The organism is Neobacillus sp. NPDC093182, assembly GCF_044754045.1.
Genome location: NZ_JBIVOI010000015.1, coordinates 164802 through 179893, shown reverse-complemented (window position 1 = coordinate 179893; position 15092 = coordinate 164802). Strand labels below are relative to the sequence as shown.

The window sequence follows — 15092 nt, the reverse complement described above, 5'->3', positions numbered from 1 at the left end:
AATTTTTGTAACTCTAATAATGAAAAGGAGGGAGATATTCTCCCTCCTAAATAGGAGTATTACTTTTTAAAAGAAAATTTGTTCATACCTGTTTTTGCAAAGATAATAGTTAAGATGAACGGAACTACAATCGCTGTAAGCATAGCTATTGCGAACATCATCATGTGCTGCGGTTGGATGGAAAGGAATCCTGGAAGTCCGCCGACACCAATTGAGTTAGCCATGACATCACTGCCTACAGAAATGACTGCCGCTGTAAGAGAGCCAATCATCGCTGCAAGGAAAGGGAAGCCATATTTTAAGTTAATACCGAACATCGCTGGCTCTGTAACACCTAGGTAACAAGAGATTGCTGCTGGGATTGAAACTTGTTTTTCTTCTTCATTTTTACGATTAATGTAGATCATCGCAAGAACGGCAGAACCTTGAGCAATATTTGATAAGGCAATCATTGGCCAAAGGTTGGTTCCGCCAAGCTCTGACATTAATTGTAAGTCAATTGCATTTGTCATATGGTGTAAACCTGTGATAACAAGTGGTGCATAAGCGAAACCAAAGATTGCAGCAAATAACCAGCCAAATGCAGAAGTCAAGCTTGTATATACAACATCAGAAATCCAAGAACCAATTGTCCAACCGATAGGACCTAAAATGGTATGTGCAATTAATACAGTTGGAAGTAACGCTAAGAATGGAACAACAATCATAGAGATTGAATTTGGAACAATTTTTCTAAGTCTTAACTCTAGGAAAGAGAGTAGGAATCCAGCTAAAATAGCAGGGATTACTTGTGCTTGATAACCAATCATTTCAATTTGAGCAAAGCCAAAATCCCATGTAGGAATTTCTTCCGCTCCCGCAACGCCATAGGCATTTAGTAATTGCGGAGATACTAATGTAATACCAAGGACAATACCAAGGATTGGTGTTGCACCCATTTTTCTAGCGACGGCCCATGTAATACCGACTGGCAGGAAGTGGAACACTGCTTCACCAATTAACCAAAGGAAGGCGTGAACTCCAGCCCAGAATTGAGAAACTTCAACGATTGACTTCGTACCATCTTCAAGCAATTTAATATCACCGATTACGTTTCTAAAACCAAGGATTAAACCACCTACAACGAGTGCAGGAATTAACGGTGTAAAGATATCTGCAAGATGGGCGATCATTCGCTGCAGCCAATTCATATTTTGCTTTGCAGCAACTTTTGCTTCGTCTTTTGTTGTTTCGCTGACTCCAGCTACTTTAACAAAGTCATTATAGAAGGTAGATACATCATTTCCGATGATTACCTGGAATTGTCCTGCCTGGGTAAAAGTACCTTTTACAGGTTTAAGAGATTCAATTTTTGTTACATCAGCTTTGCTAGGATCATTTAGCACAAAGCGCATTCTCGTAACACAATGGGTTACAGCAGCAATGTTTTCCTTGCCCCCAACGTGTTCGAGCAGTTCTTTCGCTGACTCAGTGAACTTCGTCATTATTTATTCCCCCTGTAAGAATTGGAAGTCCCAATTCTTTATATAGTGTATTGTTTCCTTGTATTTACCAATTAATGTGTACGTTTTCAACTCGCCACTTCAACCTGTATATACAAGTATTCTGGTTACGTTTACATTCTAACTTGTATATACAAGCCTGTCAACAAATTATTTTTAAAAATTATCTTGCAGTTATTTTATGATTTACTTATTATAGGAGGTATTATTATAAGTTCATAACTTTTCAACTTTAACGCTTTAAACTGTTGAAAGAATTTTCGGAAAATGATATAATGAACTTGTTTAAATTCTTCTGAGTTTAGACCTCCTAAAACTTGAGCTTAGCCTTGACCACTAAGCTCACCTTTGGCCTTTGACATCTGTCAAAGGTATTTTTTTTGAGTTTTTTGAATAAAAGCTGTATTTTATGAAAAAATAATATATTGTTGCTTATTTGATATAAGGGAGTGTTTAGTATGAAGGGGCAGATTACACCATATTTATCGTTTGATGGAAACGCAAAACAAGCTTTGGAGTTTTATAAAGATGTCTTAGGAGCTGAAATTATCGGTATCCAAACATTCGGTGAAGCTGATTATCCTACTCCGCCAGAAGCAGATAATCGTGTCATGCACGCAAAGCTAAGTAAGGGTGACATTTCGCTTATGTTTTCAGATACCTTCCCAGGTCACTCGGTTGTTGTGGGGAACAATATTACACTTACGCTGGAGCCTGAAAGTGAAGAGGAGATTCAAAACTTGTATGACTCCCTACGGAAAGATGGTAAGGCACTTATGGAGCTTGAGGATACATTTTGGGGTGCCAAATACGCAAGAGTTCAGGATCAGTTTGGGGTAATTTGGGAATTGAATTATCAAAAGTCTTAATCTCAGAGCACTTTTCTAAGTGCTTTTTTGATTGCACAAAAAAAAGAAAGTGGTGGGGCCACTTTCTAAAGGAGGTATTGTATCATGGGTTAATATAATATATGTACCTCTTTGTACATGCATGTAGTGAACATGTCCATTTTTCGAAAATTTTTTCCTTATTCGAGGAACCGTTTTCTTATTTCTGCAGTAGGCAGCATGCAGCTGTCCCTTTTGCCAAACCAGTGATAACGATTTTTTGCCACCATGTCATAAAGGAAATTTCTAAAAAAAGGAGGGAGGACCCTTAGTATCGTTAAGTACTTCCAAAAACCGTCTAATTTCCGGCATATCCGTAATGCTGCACTTGATTTGATATATACTTTTTGCTTTTCAATCACTATAAGACTGTCAATGTGTCTGCTAACACCATATTGCTTTATTAATCGCTGTCCAGTATTACTTTGGAGTGAAGCGAACTTGAAATATCCCTTTGGATCTCGCTTGATAATGAACTGAACAGCGCTATTACAGAGGTTACATATCCCATCGAACAAAATGATTGCTTCCATATTTTCACCCACCCCTTCTACAGTATAAATAATATTTACAAAAAAAGTTAAATGTTAGCAAATTTTCTTGAGACTCTAGAATTCTATCGATATAGTAAGAATATATTAATCTTGATTTGGCCGGAGTAAGGGGGGGAAGTACTGTGGATGCTGCTCAGGGGTTTGATATGTTTTCGATTATCGGTACGCTTTTTCCACTATTTTTTATCCTTGTAATTGGAATTATTTTATTTACTATTTTTAAAGGAATCAAACAATGGAGTTACAATAATACTCAGCCAAGGTTGAATGTGGAGGCGGTTGTCGTTTCGAAACGTACGAAAGTAAGTGGCGGAACTAATGATTCCAGAGCCAGCACTTGGTATTATGTTACGTTTCAAGTTGAAAGCGGTGACAGAATGGAACTAGCGGTAAAGGGATCTGATTATGGTATGCTTGCTGAAGGAGATATCGGGGAACTTGTCTTCCAAGGGACAAGATATCATAGTTTTACACGGAAACAGCTGGTTAACTAGGACACGCGGATATTCGTGTCCTCTTTTAATGCATATAAATTTGCGGGTGGTTGAAATTTAGTTGCGGATGATGGAGTTTAGTTGCGGATGGCTGAATTTAGTTGCGGATAACTGCATTTAGTTGCGGATGGCTGAATTTAGTTGCGGATAGCCTGAATTTAGTTGCGGATAGCTGAAATTTAGTTGCGGATAGCTGCATTTACTGGCGGATAACTAGAAATACTGGCGCATAGCCAGAAATACTGGCGGATAACGGAAATTACTCTCGCATAACAAAAAACACTCTCGCATAACCTCCAAAAACCCCATCAAAAAAAACCTATCCCAAAAAGTTCGAAATAGGTCATTACTACATATATAGTCCAGCCAAAAAGATCCCAAGTGTCTCTTCATAAATTTCATCAAATTGACTCAGAGGGAGGGGGTTAGTACCTTTACCGAGCTCGACGGTAAACCCTGGCCGGCGCCAATCTTGGATAAACCAATCCTTGTACCCAGCATAACTTTCTATGGTTTTGACAGGCTCGTAGCCACTGACTCTTGCAAACTCGTTAACGAGCACCTCTGACTCTGGCGGCTCCAAATTCTCAAATCCCCAGTAGATGACCTCGCCCTGAGTATGAAAGGCTAGAACCCGAGCAAAGTCACGTCTTCTTGTCAAATCTGCCATCGCAATCGCTTCTGGCTCTGATAACGGATGTTCACCTACATAATCCCGCGGTCCAGGTTGTGTAGGATTCCTAGCTTTCTCCAATTCCCAGCGAGCAGGGAACTGGTCATTCAGGTCAACACCTCTAATATTTGCTTTCCAGCCAGAAAAATCAGTACTTCCACGATTTAGTTCGATGACTCTATTTCTCCACGTTTCATTTTCAGGCGGACCATTCAGCACAAGACTTACTCCGTCTGGGTTAACCATTGGAACAAGAGACAGCAAACTTTGCCTATATAATGGAAAAGTCGAAAGACCACGTATGGAGCTTCCGTTCGTAAGCGATAAACAATAATCATTTAAAAATGTCATTAGGATAGGGGTAGTTATCCATTCATTTGCATGAAAAGAAGCATTATAATGAACCCTTTTACTGCCATTACCAATTAGAACTTCTGGAATCCGATTGCCTAGCACTGAATTTCCTGCATTTGTTACCCGGAGAAATGGATAAACGTTTTGCAAACGAGTAATATCACTCATCATACGGCTAAAATCATAATGCTGCTTGCCTTGCACAAGTCTCCAAGTAATCCTAAGTGGAACCTTAATACTTTGCCCGACTACTAGACGATTGGGATTGACATTAGGGTTAGCAAGCAGCAGCGCATCCAGTAACAAATTACGGTTTTGCGCAATACTCCAAAAAGAATCACCGCGTCTGATCTGATAATTCTGCCCAACAAATCCCGGAATTCGTATTCGCTGTCCTGCAGCAAGCTGACTTGGTTGAACATCCCTGTTAGAATCAATAATCAGTTGAATATTAATTCGATACAATTGGCTGTAATACCATAAAGAATCACCTTGTCTCACATAGATGTCCATGGAATCCTCCTGATGGTAAAAATGGTCTTATTTAAAATGTATGCGGGAAAGTTTAGTATATATGTAGGATTTTATATTTGCTTATTGCAGAGGGGTGCTAATAAATAAAAGAGTGCCGCCCTTAGGACACTCTGTGAAAGTTATATAGAGCGAATTGGTCATTGTTACCGAACAGAGGTTATCCTCATCTTTTATGTCATATGAACGGTTTTAATATGCTGCAGATTTAAATAGACAGGGTCACCTTTAGCCGTTAACAATTCCACGAAGTTATTTTTTATTCCCATTATTTTCCCCATACCATTCTCGTTTTCCCCGACATTAAATACAATTAATGTCCCAATCAATTTTTCAATCTGGACTTCAAACGATCGTGCGAATGTTATGTTTGATGGATTTACCGGTAGATTTGCATTGCTTAAGCCATAGGGACGCTGGTTATTGGTATAAGGAATTAACCATTTTAAGTGGTTAAGGGATATAAACATTGTTTTGTAAATAGGGGAGTAAAATACAAAATAATTATTCATAATACTTATAATGTAACCATGTATAGCTTGTTTACTAGTTACAACTATTTCCGTGAAAATACCCTTTGCAGCCGTTAGTGTTTTTCGTAGTGAAATTTCCTCATTAGGATTAAAAATAGGGGATTGATCATCTGATAGAGTGATAATTTCATCAATTTCTTCTTCTTTAGGAAACTTCCAATTTTGTATATGCACGGTAGGAATGTATAAATAATCGTAACCGTTGTAGATAACCCACAAATCACTGCCAATGTCGATTAAAATTCCGCTTATGGGTTTATTACCGGAGATTTCTAGTTTTATATAGGTACCAATATGGTCTTTTAATTTCATTTAATCACATCCTTTCTACTAAAATGATTCTACAAAAAGAGCGGGTGCACATAACTAGATGTTACTAGGAAGAATGCCCAGCTCTTTATTGTAAAATTGTAATTGGCACAGGAATAGAGAATTTTGGTTTACGGATAGTCATTAACTGCCATTAACTTGGGGGGTGATTAAATACGTCTTTGTGAGTTATTTCGATTTGGCCATCCTGAGAAGATGGATCTTCGGTCAAAATCAGGTTTAGCTGGTTCACCTGAAAACCGAGACGCCCCAACTTCTTGTGCCTTAGGTTTTTTATCCTCTGTTTTACTTTCCACAATGTTCATTTTTGCCTTTTCTATTTTCATAAGTGGATTGGTATCAATGGTTTCTTTTACCTTTTTCACTTTATTTAATAGTTCCTTCGTAGAATTCGCAGTTACTTCTTTTTTTAGTGCAGGTTCAGCTTTGATTTGCTCGCGTACAGGCTGTTTTACCTGAGCTCTTTTTTCGATGGAAGGAGCAGCAGATTTTTGAATACTATCTTTATCATGTTTTACGATATTTTGAATAACCACTTCTGATTTTTGCTTTTTACCATCCTCTTGATTTGTTTGCGGTATTTCCGTTCTTGACCATTTACCATCTGTGCTTGGTTTTACACTTTGCTGCATGTTTTCATTTTGAGCACTTTGCTTTTTCTCTTCTTTTTTGTTTTGATTACTGATTTTTGCTATTGGTAATGCGGATTTGATAGGTTCTGCCCAGCCCTTTATCTCATTTTCCGGTTGATTTACAATTACTTTTGGAGAAACCATTGCGTCATTGTCTACCAGATTTACGACTTGTTGAACATTAGATTCCTGTTTGTCAGCCTTCATAAAAACTTCAGTTTCGACATAATTGTCATCTGTATCTTCCGCTTTACTATCGGAAACAGCTGATTCCGTTTCATTTTTATTTTCTTCTTGTTTTTCTTCCTTCCGATAGCCTTTTAATATATTTGCAATGTGGGAAATCTTGATTAAAATTCGATTTTCACCATTGATTAGCGTAACAAAGTCGGAATCGACGAAACCTAGGACACCATCAAAAGATTGCTTATTTAAACACAATATAGATACCCATGAATTCTTTAAAGAGTTTAATAAATCCGCTAAACTCTGAGTTTTCATAAATTCCGTGGTAATTTCTTCACCTTTAAATTGTTTCGTGTTTTTTGTTATAGCATGAATATTATCAATGCTATAGTAATAGACGTATCCCTTTTCGTCTTCTAGAATAATATGATCAGACTCTACGCCCATTAATTTTCCTTTTATAATTTCTTCACCAACATATAAATTTACATTGTAGCCTTTTAGTAAATCCACGGTTGATGAAAAATTATCAGATCCCATTCAATGTTCCTCCTTAGGGTAAATTTGTCGCTTCTCATGTAAGAAGCGACAAGGGTTTTATATTTTTACTGTCTTACTTGTGCGTTTTCTGCACGTACCACTCTTTGTCTCACAACTTGTTTTTCTGTTTGAGACATAGTGTTCTCTTCTTTACCTTGATCTTTATTTTCTTCTTGTTTTTCACTTTCGATTTTTAATCCATAGCTAACATTTCGGATATGCCACATAGATACACGGACAACTTCTTCTTTACTAATTAATGAAACAAAGTCTTTGTTAATTTCGCTGATTACACCTTCAAGTTTTTCAGGACCTCCACGGTTAATTCTTACCCATTGGAATTTTAGGCATTCTAGAAGACCTTGGAAGCTTTCAGCACTTTTATATTCGAAATTCTCCGGAACCTCAATTCCTAAATCCATGGTATCCTTTGAATTTTCTGTTACACTTTTGACATGGTGCGTATTGTAATAAAGCACACCATCATCCTTAGTCAAAAGAACTAGATGGTCATCAAGAACGGCCATTAATTTACCAATTCTTGATTCTGGTCCTCCTCTGTCAACCTTGATCGTCTTCCCCACTAAAGACTTCCACATGTCGTTATTCATACAATATTTATCCTCCTTTAATTAAATAAACATTTACACTGCATTTATATGTGTCACGGTATGATGTTGTACTAAACGACGAGCCTTTTTTCTTACCTTTTTGTAAAAATAGGCAAAAAAAGAAGTATATGGAGTCCATATACAAGGGAATTGGTCATAATGAAGCGAGTTCTTTCGTTAAATAGCCATTTCTGTTCTTAATAAATGTGAGAATGACGTCTTTTTCTTTATCAAAATATTTCTCTTCCATATTTATATAGGGATCTGTCCTAATAAATGGTTTTAATGTTTGAAATTGCTCTTCAATTATTGGCTCTAGCGTTTCGATATTAAAGTAAGTATCTAAGATGGAAGACAGGATTTCTTTGTATCGTAATCTATATGGTTGAATATGGAGAAGTCGTCCAGTTAAGGTATTATACCCAGTGATGGGGACGAAATCGTAATCAAGCTTCCTTCCGTGAAGGTCTCTTCCCCAGGTCCCATCATAATCCCAAGGGGTAATTTCAAACAGGTTGGTTTTGCTATTTAGATAGAGAGCATAGTTATGGATAAAGCCATCAAAGTTCTGTGTACAAACGACACCAGCAAGCCATCTAAGATATTTCTCAATATCTAGGATTTTACCAACTTCTTTTTCAAATTCCTCATTAGAGAAGGTGTTGATCATTTCAATAAAATCCTCTAATAAAGACAGGTCTTTTTCCTCACCATATTTTATCGTATAACCTTCATCTAAACTCGTTTTTAATTCATTCTCGGGAGAGATTAACGAGAAGTTTGCAAAATAATTCGTGGCATATATGATTGGCCCATCAGGAAGATTTCTTTTTTTCAAAAGATGTTGGTCAAAGGATTCAAGTTCTAAATATATTCCTTTACAAAAACCATTGATATAAAGAAGCACGTGCTTGGAGTGTGGAGAAATAACACCAATGGTATCAAAAAAGTCGAGAGAGAGTTTGTTTCGGCTGAGCGAAATATCATCATATTCTGCATTTAAATGAATTTCGTGAGCTGCTTCGAAGAGATAAGGGTTTTGGAAGATGATATTGTAGGATTTTTTCTTCTTTTTTCTAATGACATTTCCCCGATACGCGATTCCTATTTTGTAGCGTTTATTGTCAATTTTTAATAAAGCTGGGACATGTTCATCCTCCCAAATATCATCCTCCAACTTTTGTAACCGTTTTGGATTAATGAAGATTTCGTATTTTAACACGTAAATACTCCTATACATACATTTTTTCTAGATAGTATGCGGCACCCAGGTTGAATGTGCAGTATAAACATCCAGCATTTCTTTAATGGACAAATGTCAACACTCAAATATTTTAGAAATGAATGTAAAAAAATAAATGTTTGTCTATATCAAGTGCCACTTTATTACCATAAATTAGAAAGTGAAAAGAATATATTTATGGAAAGTGGTGGAAAACCCAGATGAAGAAGGACATGAATCAGATGCTGTCAAAAGCTAAGGATAATGGAGTCGTTTTATTTCTAAACAATAATCCAGATGAAAAGCATGACAAAAAATGTTTCTGTAATGATGATTCAGATTCCAGTGGCAGCAAAGGGTCAGACGGAAGTCAGGGGTCTAAAGGAAGTAAAGGATCAAGCGGCAGTCATGGGACATGCGGCAGTAAAGGCAGTAAGGGCTCTGATGGAAGCAGCGGTTCTAAAGGCTCACGCGGTTCTGGCGGGTCCAGACGAAAAAAAGGACCAAAAGGCCGAAAAGGTCCGAAGGGTCCAAAAGGAAGAAAGGGAAAACACAGTTCTGGTGGAAGTAGAGGTTCAAAAGGATCCTATGGTTCCAGTGGAAGTAAGGGATCCACAGGTTCACATGGCTCTGGCGGAAGTAAAGGATCCAAAGGTTCACGTGGCTCTGGCGGAAGTAAAGGATCCAAAGGTTCACGTGGCTCTGGCGGAAGTAAAGGGTCTTATGGCGGTTATGGTTATGGCGGGAAAGAATCGGGCGGCAGCAAGGGAAGCAAGGGCTCTGGTGGAAATAAGGGCACCAAAGGTTCAAGAGGTTCCGGCGGATCTCGTCGAAATAAAGGTCCTAAGGGTCCTAAAGGTCCTAAAGGTCCTAAAGGCCCTAAGGGCAGAAGACGCGGACACGGTTCTGGCGGCAGCAAAGGCTCCAAAGGCTCTCATGGTTCTGGCGGCAGCAAAGGATCCAAAGGCTCTCATGGTTCCGGCGGAAGTAAAGGCTCCAAAGGCTCTCATGGTTCCGGTGGAAGTAAAGGATCCAAAGGCTCTCATGGTTCCGGCGGAAGTAAAGGATCCAAAGGCTCTCATGGTTCCGGTGGAAGTAAAGAATCCAAAGGCTCTCATGGTTCCGGCGGAAGTAAAGGATCTAAAGGCTCTCATGGTTCCGGCGGAAGTAAAGGATCCAAGGGCTCTCATGGTTCCGGCGGAAGTAAAGGATCCAAGGGCTCTCATGGTTCCTGCGGGAGTAAAGGCTCTAATGATGGTTATGGTTATGGCGGAAAAAAAGGATCTAAAGGCGGTAAGGGCTCTGGCGGCAGCAAAGGGTCTAAAGGCGGTCATGGTTCAGGCGACAAGAAAGGATCCAAAGGCGGGCACGGTTCAGGCGGCAAGAAAGGATCCAAAGACGGTAAAGGTTCTGGCGGCAGCAAAGGGTCTAAAGGCAGTAAGGGCTCTGGCGGCAGCAAAGGATCTAAAGGCGGTAAGCACTCTGGCGACAGCAAGGGGTCCAAAGGCAGTAAAGGCTCTGGTGGCAGCAAAGGATCTAAAGGCAGTAAAGACTCCGGCGACAGCAAGGGGTCCAAAGGCGGTAAGCACTCTGGCGGCAGCAAGGGGTCCAAAGGCGGTAAAGGCTCTGGTGGCAGCAAGGGATCCAAAGGCGGCAAGCACTCTGGCGGAAGCAAGGGATCAAAGGACGGTAAAGGCTCTGGAGGAAGCAAAGGATCCAAGGGTGGTAAAGGCTCTGGCGGAAGCAAGGGATCCAAGGGCGGTAAAGGCTCTGGCGGAAGCAAGGGATCCAAGGGCGGTAAAGGCTCTGGCGGAAGCAAGGGATCCAAGGGCGGTAAAGGCTCTGGAGGAAGCAAAGGATCCAAAGGCGGTCACGGTTCCGGTGGTACCAAAGGAAGCAAAGGCAAGGACTCCAAAGGAAAAAAATAAAAAATCCCTAACCGGTACTCCTGGCGTACCGGTTTCTTTGTGGTACCCATTAAATTCATAAGACAGCTGCCTATAAAGGAAACCTCTAGGCATTGGTTTAGCTGCAAAAAAATAGGCGTTAATCCAACCATTATTGTAAGAAAATTTCTAGATACCCGCTGATTTACATAAATTCAAGATATTCGTTTAGTTCAAGCCTCTAAGAATCTACGTATGATAAAGCAAAGGACAAGAAAAGACATGAAAAGGAGATTTCTTAGAATGAAATTTTAGATAGATTGAAAGGAGAGAAATAACATATATGTATCAACCATCGACGGTGATCATAACCATATTTGCATTTTTTCTAACCATGGTGATGATTTTTATCCGTCCGAAAAATATGAATGAAGCTATTCCAGCAACGATTGGGGCAGTCATTGTGATGTTAAGCGGCAGCGTTTCTCTGGCAGACTTAATGGATATAAGTTCGAAAGTAACAGGCGCTGCTGTTACCATTATTGCAACCATCGTTATGGCGATTGTGCTTGAAAGTTTCGGCTTCTTTAGATGGACGGCGGCACTGATGTTAAAAGTTTCGAAAGGGTCCGGAATTCGTTTATTCTGGTATACATTATTACTGTGCTTTTTGATGACGATGTTTTTCAATAATGATGGCAGTATTTTAATTACCACACCAATTCTCATTCTTATATTTAAAAATATCGGTTTAAAGAACCGCCAAAAAATTCCATATCTATTAAGCGGCGCCTTAATCGCAACCGCTTCTAGTGCTCCAATCGGAGTAAGTAATATTGTTAACTTAATAGCATTAAAAATTATCGGAATGGATCTATACCTTCAGACTGCAATGATGTTTGTTCCGAGTACAATTGGATTACTGTTTTTAGCCTATCTGCTCCTCCTCGTTTTCAAGAAGGACATCCCTAAAGAAATCAGACTTCATTCCTACACACTGCCATTGTTAAATAACAACCGTTACCATCCGTTACAAAGAAAAAACGAGGATATGTTTGAAAAACAAAAGAAGTTAATGATCCAAATGCTCATTTTTGTCTTTATCGTTAGAATCAGCCTTTTTGTCGCCTCGTTTTTGAATATATCTGTTTCTTTGGTAGCCGTATTAGGTTCAATCATTTTACTAATTTGGAGATGGATTCATTTAAAGAAAAATCCAAAAGACGTTTTATTTAAAATCCCTTGGCATATCTTGATTTTCGCTTTTTGCATGTATGTCATCATATACGGATTACACAATATCGGGTTAACAGCCTATTTGGTAGAACATCTGAGTTCTATTGTAAATGGCAGTTTACTTCACGCAAGCGTTACCATGGGAATCATAACGGCTTTCCTATCAAATCTATTTAATAACCATCCGGCCTTAATGGTATCGACACTTGCATTAACTGAGATGGGATTAGAGCCATTATTAACGCAGACCGTCTACTTAGCAAATATTATAGGAAGTGATATCGGTTCCTTAATCCTGCCAATTGGTACTCTGGCAACATTGATTTGGATGGATATCCTGAAGAAAAATAATATAAAAATAACGTGGCTGGAGTATATTAAAGTTACAATAATTGTCATTCCGCCAACGCTTGTTTTTACTCTAATTGGTCTGTACCTATGGCTGCTACTGGTATTTGTTTAAATTTAGTGGAAAGGATTCACCTTATGGTGGTCCTATTTTTCTTTGGATAGAAAGGAAGTTAAGGTGGACAACATGCATAATAAGGGGAAGCAAACAGACGTGATCATTATCGGGGCAGGTTTATCAGGCCTAGCAGCTGCACGTACCTTGATGAAAAATGGGAAGACTGTTACAGTCCTTGAAGCTCAATCACGTGTAGGTGGAAGAATACTTAGCACCTCCATAAAGGGTAGTATTTTTGATTTAGGTGCTCAATGGGTTTCTCCACACCAACACCGCATACAAACCTTAATAAAAGAGTTCGGACTTACCACCACTTCTACCTATAAAGAAGGTACCTCTTTATATGCCTTATTAGGCAAAAAGAAACGAGGATTAGGTAATAAACCACCTTTTTCGCGACTGTCACTACTTGATATTACATCAATCGAACATGCAGTGAAGAAGATGTTAAAAAACATCGATCCATTAAAACCATGGAATTCGCCTTTGGGACAAAAATTAGATTCACTCACTATGGAAACATGGTTAGAAAAGAAAATGTTTTCAAAATACGGTAAAGCATTTTACCGTCAGGTTTATGAAGAAGGGTTATGTGGAAAATTGAGTGAAGTTTCCGTCTTGGATTTAATATGGAATATTAAAGCAACTGGAAGTTTTGATCAGTATCTTAGTGCTGAAGACGAATGGATTACAAATGGTGCGCAAGAAATTCCAAATCGAATTGCAGAAGAATTGGGTGACACCGTCCTGCTAGATCATAAAGTGTTGCGGATTGATTGGGGCGATTCAGAAGTAAAGGTGTACACAGACCAGGGAATGTGGTTCAGTAAAAAAGTAATTTTGGCAATTCCACCAACACTAACCAATCGAATTGTCTACCATCCACCATTACCTTCTTCAAGAGACCAGTTATGTCAACGGGTTTGGCAAGGATCTGTCATTAAATGTGTCATGGTATACGAAACTCCTTTTTGGCGGATTCGTGGTGAAAGTGGAATCGCTTTCCATGACTATGGACCAGTTAAGGCTACAATCGATGGTTCAAATCCTAGCCGAACGGAGGGGATTCTAATCGCATTCATCACCGGTGAAGAGGCACGTAGACTCGGAGAACTTTCTAACGAGGAAAGAAAAAAAGAAGTATTGAACTGCATCTCTTATCTTTTTGGACATGAGGGATTGAATCCTAAAGGATATTTTGATAAGGACTGGTCCGCAGACCCTTGGGCACGAGGTGGTTACGCTGGTCATTTCCCACCTGGTGTACTCTCACAATTTGGAGAGGCACTAACCAAACCCATTGGACCCATCCATTGGGCTGGAAGTGAGACTGCGACTGAATGGCGGCTATACATGGAAGGTGCCTTAGAAGCAGGAGAACGAGCTGCTTTAGAGGTGATAAGAAAACTTACATAATATTAATTAATGGTAAAATTGGTAAATATTTCTTCGAAAACAACATTTTGTCGTTTACAATAAATGACAGAGTGTTTTTTTATTTTTGAAGTAAAGGGGAAGATTTTTTGCTTGAAGTTAAGAGTTTAACAAAAAATTATGGCGACAAAACGGCAGTTGATAATTTAGCATTTTCCGTTTCTTCCGGTGAAGTTTTTGGACTGCTCGGTAGAAATGGTGCAGGGAAGACAACTAAAGATTAAAATGATGCTTGGGCTGGTTACTCCGGATGAAGGCAGCGTAATGTGGAAAAATCAAAAGGGGTTGAAGGGAGCTTCGTTCGGTTATTTACCGGAGGAGAGGGGCTTATATCCCAAGGCAAAGGTAGTTGACCAACTTTCTATTTTGCTAGATTAGAAGGCATGAACAAGTCAACTATTAAAAGAAGTATCGACTATTGGCTGGATCGGTTTGATATCGAAATCTATAGAAATAAGATGGCAGGCGACCTCTCGAAAGGAAATCAACAAAAGGTCCAATTAGTTGCAACATTATTACATAATCCTGACCTCATCATCCTTGATGAGCCATTTAGCGGGCTGGACCCCGTTAACACCAATCTCTTAACCGAGGTTATTTTGGAAGAAAAACAAAAGGGAAAAGTAATTATTATGTCCAGTCATCAAATGGAACAGGTAGAGAAATTCTGTAAAGAAGTTGTCATTATGAAAGACGGGCAAGCGTTGTTAACCGGAGATTTAGAAGCGATTAAGGACTCTTATTGATTAATGTATTTGTCTCTCTTTGGTAATGTGGATAAATTAAAATCATTTTGTCAGAAGCAGCAATACTCATTTGAACAGGAAGAGAAACGAATCATTATTCCTTTAAAGAAAGAACAGGACCCTCTCACGGTTTTGACGCAATTAAAAAATGACGATATTACTGTAAGCGAGGCCACCTATCTACAGCCGACCCTTCATCAAATTTTCGTTGAAAAGGTGGGGTCTTAATATGAACGCATTATGGACAGCGTATCTTTTTCACATTCGAGAACAAA

At 39.0% G+C, this 15092-nt stretch carries 12 protein-coding genes and 1 pseudogene; 6 read left to right on the top strand and 7 right to left on the bottom strand.

Going from position 1 to position 15092, the window contains the following annotated elements:
* Positions 1–59: 59 nt before the first annotated feature.
* A complete protein-coding gene (treP, locus tag ACIQAA_RS24625; RefSeq protein WP_402624921.1) occupies positions 60–1484 on the bottom strand; it encodes a PTS system trehalose-specific EIIBC component in 1425 nt (474 codons plus the stop codon).
* A gap of 476 nt (positions 1485–1960) precedes the next feature.
* On the opposite strand from treP, the gene ACIQAA_RS24620 reads away from it, so the two are divergent.
* On the top strand, positions 1961–2371 hold the full coding sequence (locus ACIQAA_RS24620) for a VOC family protein (RefSeq protein ID WP_402624918.1): 411 nt from the start codon (positions 1961–1963) through the stop codon (positions 2369–2371).
* A gap of 158 nt (positions 2372–2529) precedes the next feature.
* Here the strand turns inward: ACIQAA_RS24620 and ACIQAA_RS24615 are convergent, their stop codons facing one another.
* Positions 2530–2922 (bottom strand): thiol-disulfide oxidoreductase DCC family protein, encoded by a 393-nt coding sequence (locus ACIQAA_RS24615; RefSeq protein ID WP_402624915.1) that lies wholly within the window; start codon positions 2920–2922, stop codon positions 2530–2532.
* Positions 2923–3089: 167 nt separating this feature from the next.
* Between ACIQAA_RS24615 and ACIQAA_RS24610 the strand changes: the two genes are divergently transcribed.
* A complete protein-coding gene (locus tag ACIQAA_RS24610) occupies positions 3090–3437 on the top strand; it encodes a DUF2500 domain-containing protein (RefSeq protein WP_402625005.1) in 348 nt (115 codons plus the stop codon).
* Positions 3438–3786: 349 nt separating this feature from the next.
* On the opposite strand, the gene ACIQAA_RS24605 is transcribed toward ACIQAA_RS24610, so the two are convergent.
* The 5 genes from ACIQAA_RS24605 to ACIQAA_RS24585 form a co-directional block, all read right to left on the bottom strand.
* Positions 3787–4977, bottom strand: coding sequence for a M14 family metallopeptidase (locus ACIQAA_RS24605; RefSeq protein WP_402624913.1), 1191 nt, complete (start codon positions 4975–4977; stop codon positions 3787–3789).
* Positions 4978–5168: 191 nt separating this feature from the next.
* Positions 5169–5840 (bottom strand): DUF2642 domain-containing protein, encoded by a 672-nt coding sequence (locus ACIQAA_RS24600; RefSeq protein WP_402624911.1) that lies wholly within the window; start codon positions 5838–5840, stop codon positions 5169–5171.
* A 167-nt stretch (positions 5841–6007) separates the two neighbouring features.
* A complete protein-coding gene (locus tag ACIQAA_RS24595; RefSeq protein WP_402624910.1) occupies positions 6008–7216 on the bottom strand; it encodes a hypothetical protein in 1209 nt (402 codons plus the stop codon).
* 65 nt (positions 7217–7281) lie between these two features.
* Positions 7282–7827 (bottom strand): hypothetical protein, encoded by a 546-nt coding sequence (locus tag ACIQAA_RS24590; RefSeq protein ID WP_402624907.1) that lies wholly within the window; start codon positions 7825–7827, stop codon positions 7282–7284.
* 154 nt (positions 7828–7981) lie between these two features.
* Positions 7982–9049 (bottom strand): CotH kinase family protein, encoded by a 1068-nt coding sequence (locus ACIQAA_RS24585; RefSeq protein ID WP_402624904.1) that lies wholly within the window; start codon positions 9047–9049, stop codon positions 7982–7984.
* Positions 9050–9270: 221 nt separating this feature from the next.
* Between ACIQAA_RS24585 and ACIQAA_RS24580 the strand changes: the two genes are divergently transcribed.
* The 4 genes and pseudogenes from ACIQAA_RS24580 to ACIQAA_RS24565 all read left to right on the top strand — a co-directional run bounded on the left by ACIQAA_RS24580 (position 9271) and on the right by ACIQAA_RS24565 (position 15045).
* Positions 9271–10977 (top strand): hypothetical protein, encoded by a 1707-nt coding sequence (locus ACIQAA_RS24580; protein ID WP_402624901.1) that lies wholly within the window; start codon positions 9271–9273, stop codon positions 10975–10977.
* Between the two features lie 301 nt (positions 10978–11278).
* The gene (locus ACIQAA_RS24575) at positions 11279–12634 is read left to right on the top strand and encodes an arsenic transporter (RefSeq protein WP_402624899.1); all 1356 of its coding nucleotides are present in this window, start codon (positions 11279–11281) and stop codon (positions 12632–12634) included.
* Between the two features lie 72 nt (positions 12635–12706).
* Complete coding sequence (locus ACIQAA_RS24570) at positions 12707–14053, top strand: flavin monoamine oxidase family protein (protein WP_402624897.1); 1347 nt, start codon at positions 12707–12709, stop codon at positions 14051–14053.
* 107 nt (positions 14054–14160) lie between these two features.
* A pseudogene (locus ACIQAA_RS24565) lies at positions 14161–15045 on the top strand (ABC transporter ATP-binding protein).
* Positions 15046–15092 lie beyond the last annotated feature (47 nt).

Coding starts and splice junctions, on each gene's coding strand:
- treP (WP_402624921.1), bottom strand. CDS start 1,484: ATGACGAAGTTCACTGAGTCAGCGAAAGAACTGCTCGAACACGTTGGG.
- ACIQAA_RS24620 (WP_402624918.1), top strand. CDS start 1,961: ATGAAGGGGCAGATTACACCATATTTATCGTTTGATGGAAACGCAAAA.
- ACIQAA_RS24615 (WP_402624915.1), bottom strand. CDS start 2,922: ATGGAAGCAATCATTTTGTTCGATGGGATATGTAACCTCTGTAATAGC.
- ACIQAA_RS24610 (WP_402625005.1), top strand. CDS start 3,090: ATGTTTTCGATTATCGGTACGCTTTTTCCACTATTTTTTATCCTTGTA.
- ACIQAA_RS24605 (WP_402624913.1), bottom strand. CDS start 4,977: ATGGACATCTATGTGAGACAAGGTGATTCTTTATGGTATTACAGCCAA.
- ACIQAA_RS24600 (WP_402624911.1), bottom strand. CDS start 5,840: ATGAAATTAAAAGACCATATTGGTACCTATATAAAACTAGAAATCTCC.
- ACIQAA_RS24595 (WP_402624910.1), bottom strand. CDS start 7,216: ATGGGATCTGATAATTTTTCATCAACCGTGGATTTACTAAAAGGCTAC.
- ACIQAA_RS24590 (WP_402624907.1), bottom strand. CDS start 7,827: ATGAATAACGACATGTGGAAGTCTTTAGTGGGGAAGACGATCAAGGTT.
- ACIQAA_RS24580 (WP_402624901.1), top strand. CDS start 9,271: ATGAAGAAGGACATGAATCAGATGCTGTCAAAAGCTAAGGATAATGGA.
- ACIQAA_RS24575 (WP_402624899.1), top strand. CDS start 11,279: ATGTATCAACCATCGACGGTGATCATAACCATATTTGCATTTTTTCTA.
- ACIQAA_RS24570 (WP_402624897.1), top strand. CDS start 12,707: ATGCATAATAAGGGGAAGCAAACAGACGTGATCATTATCGGGGCAGGT.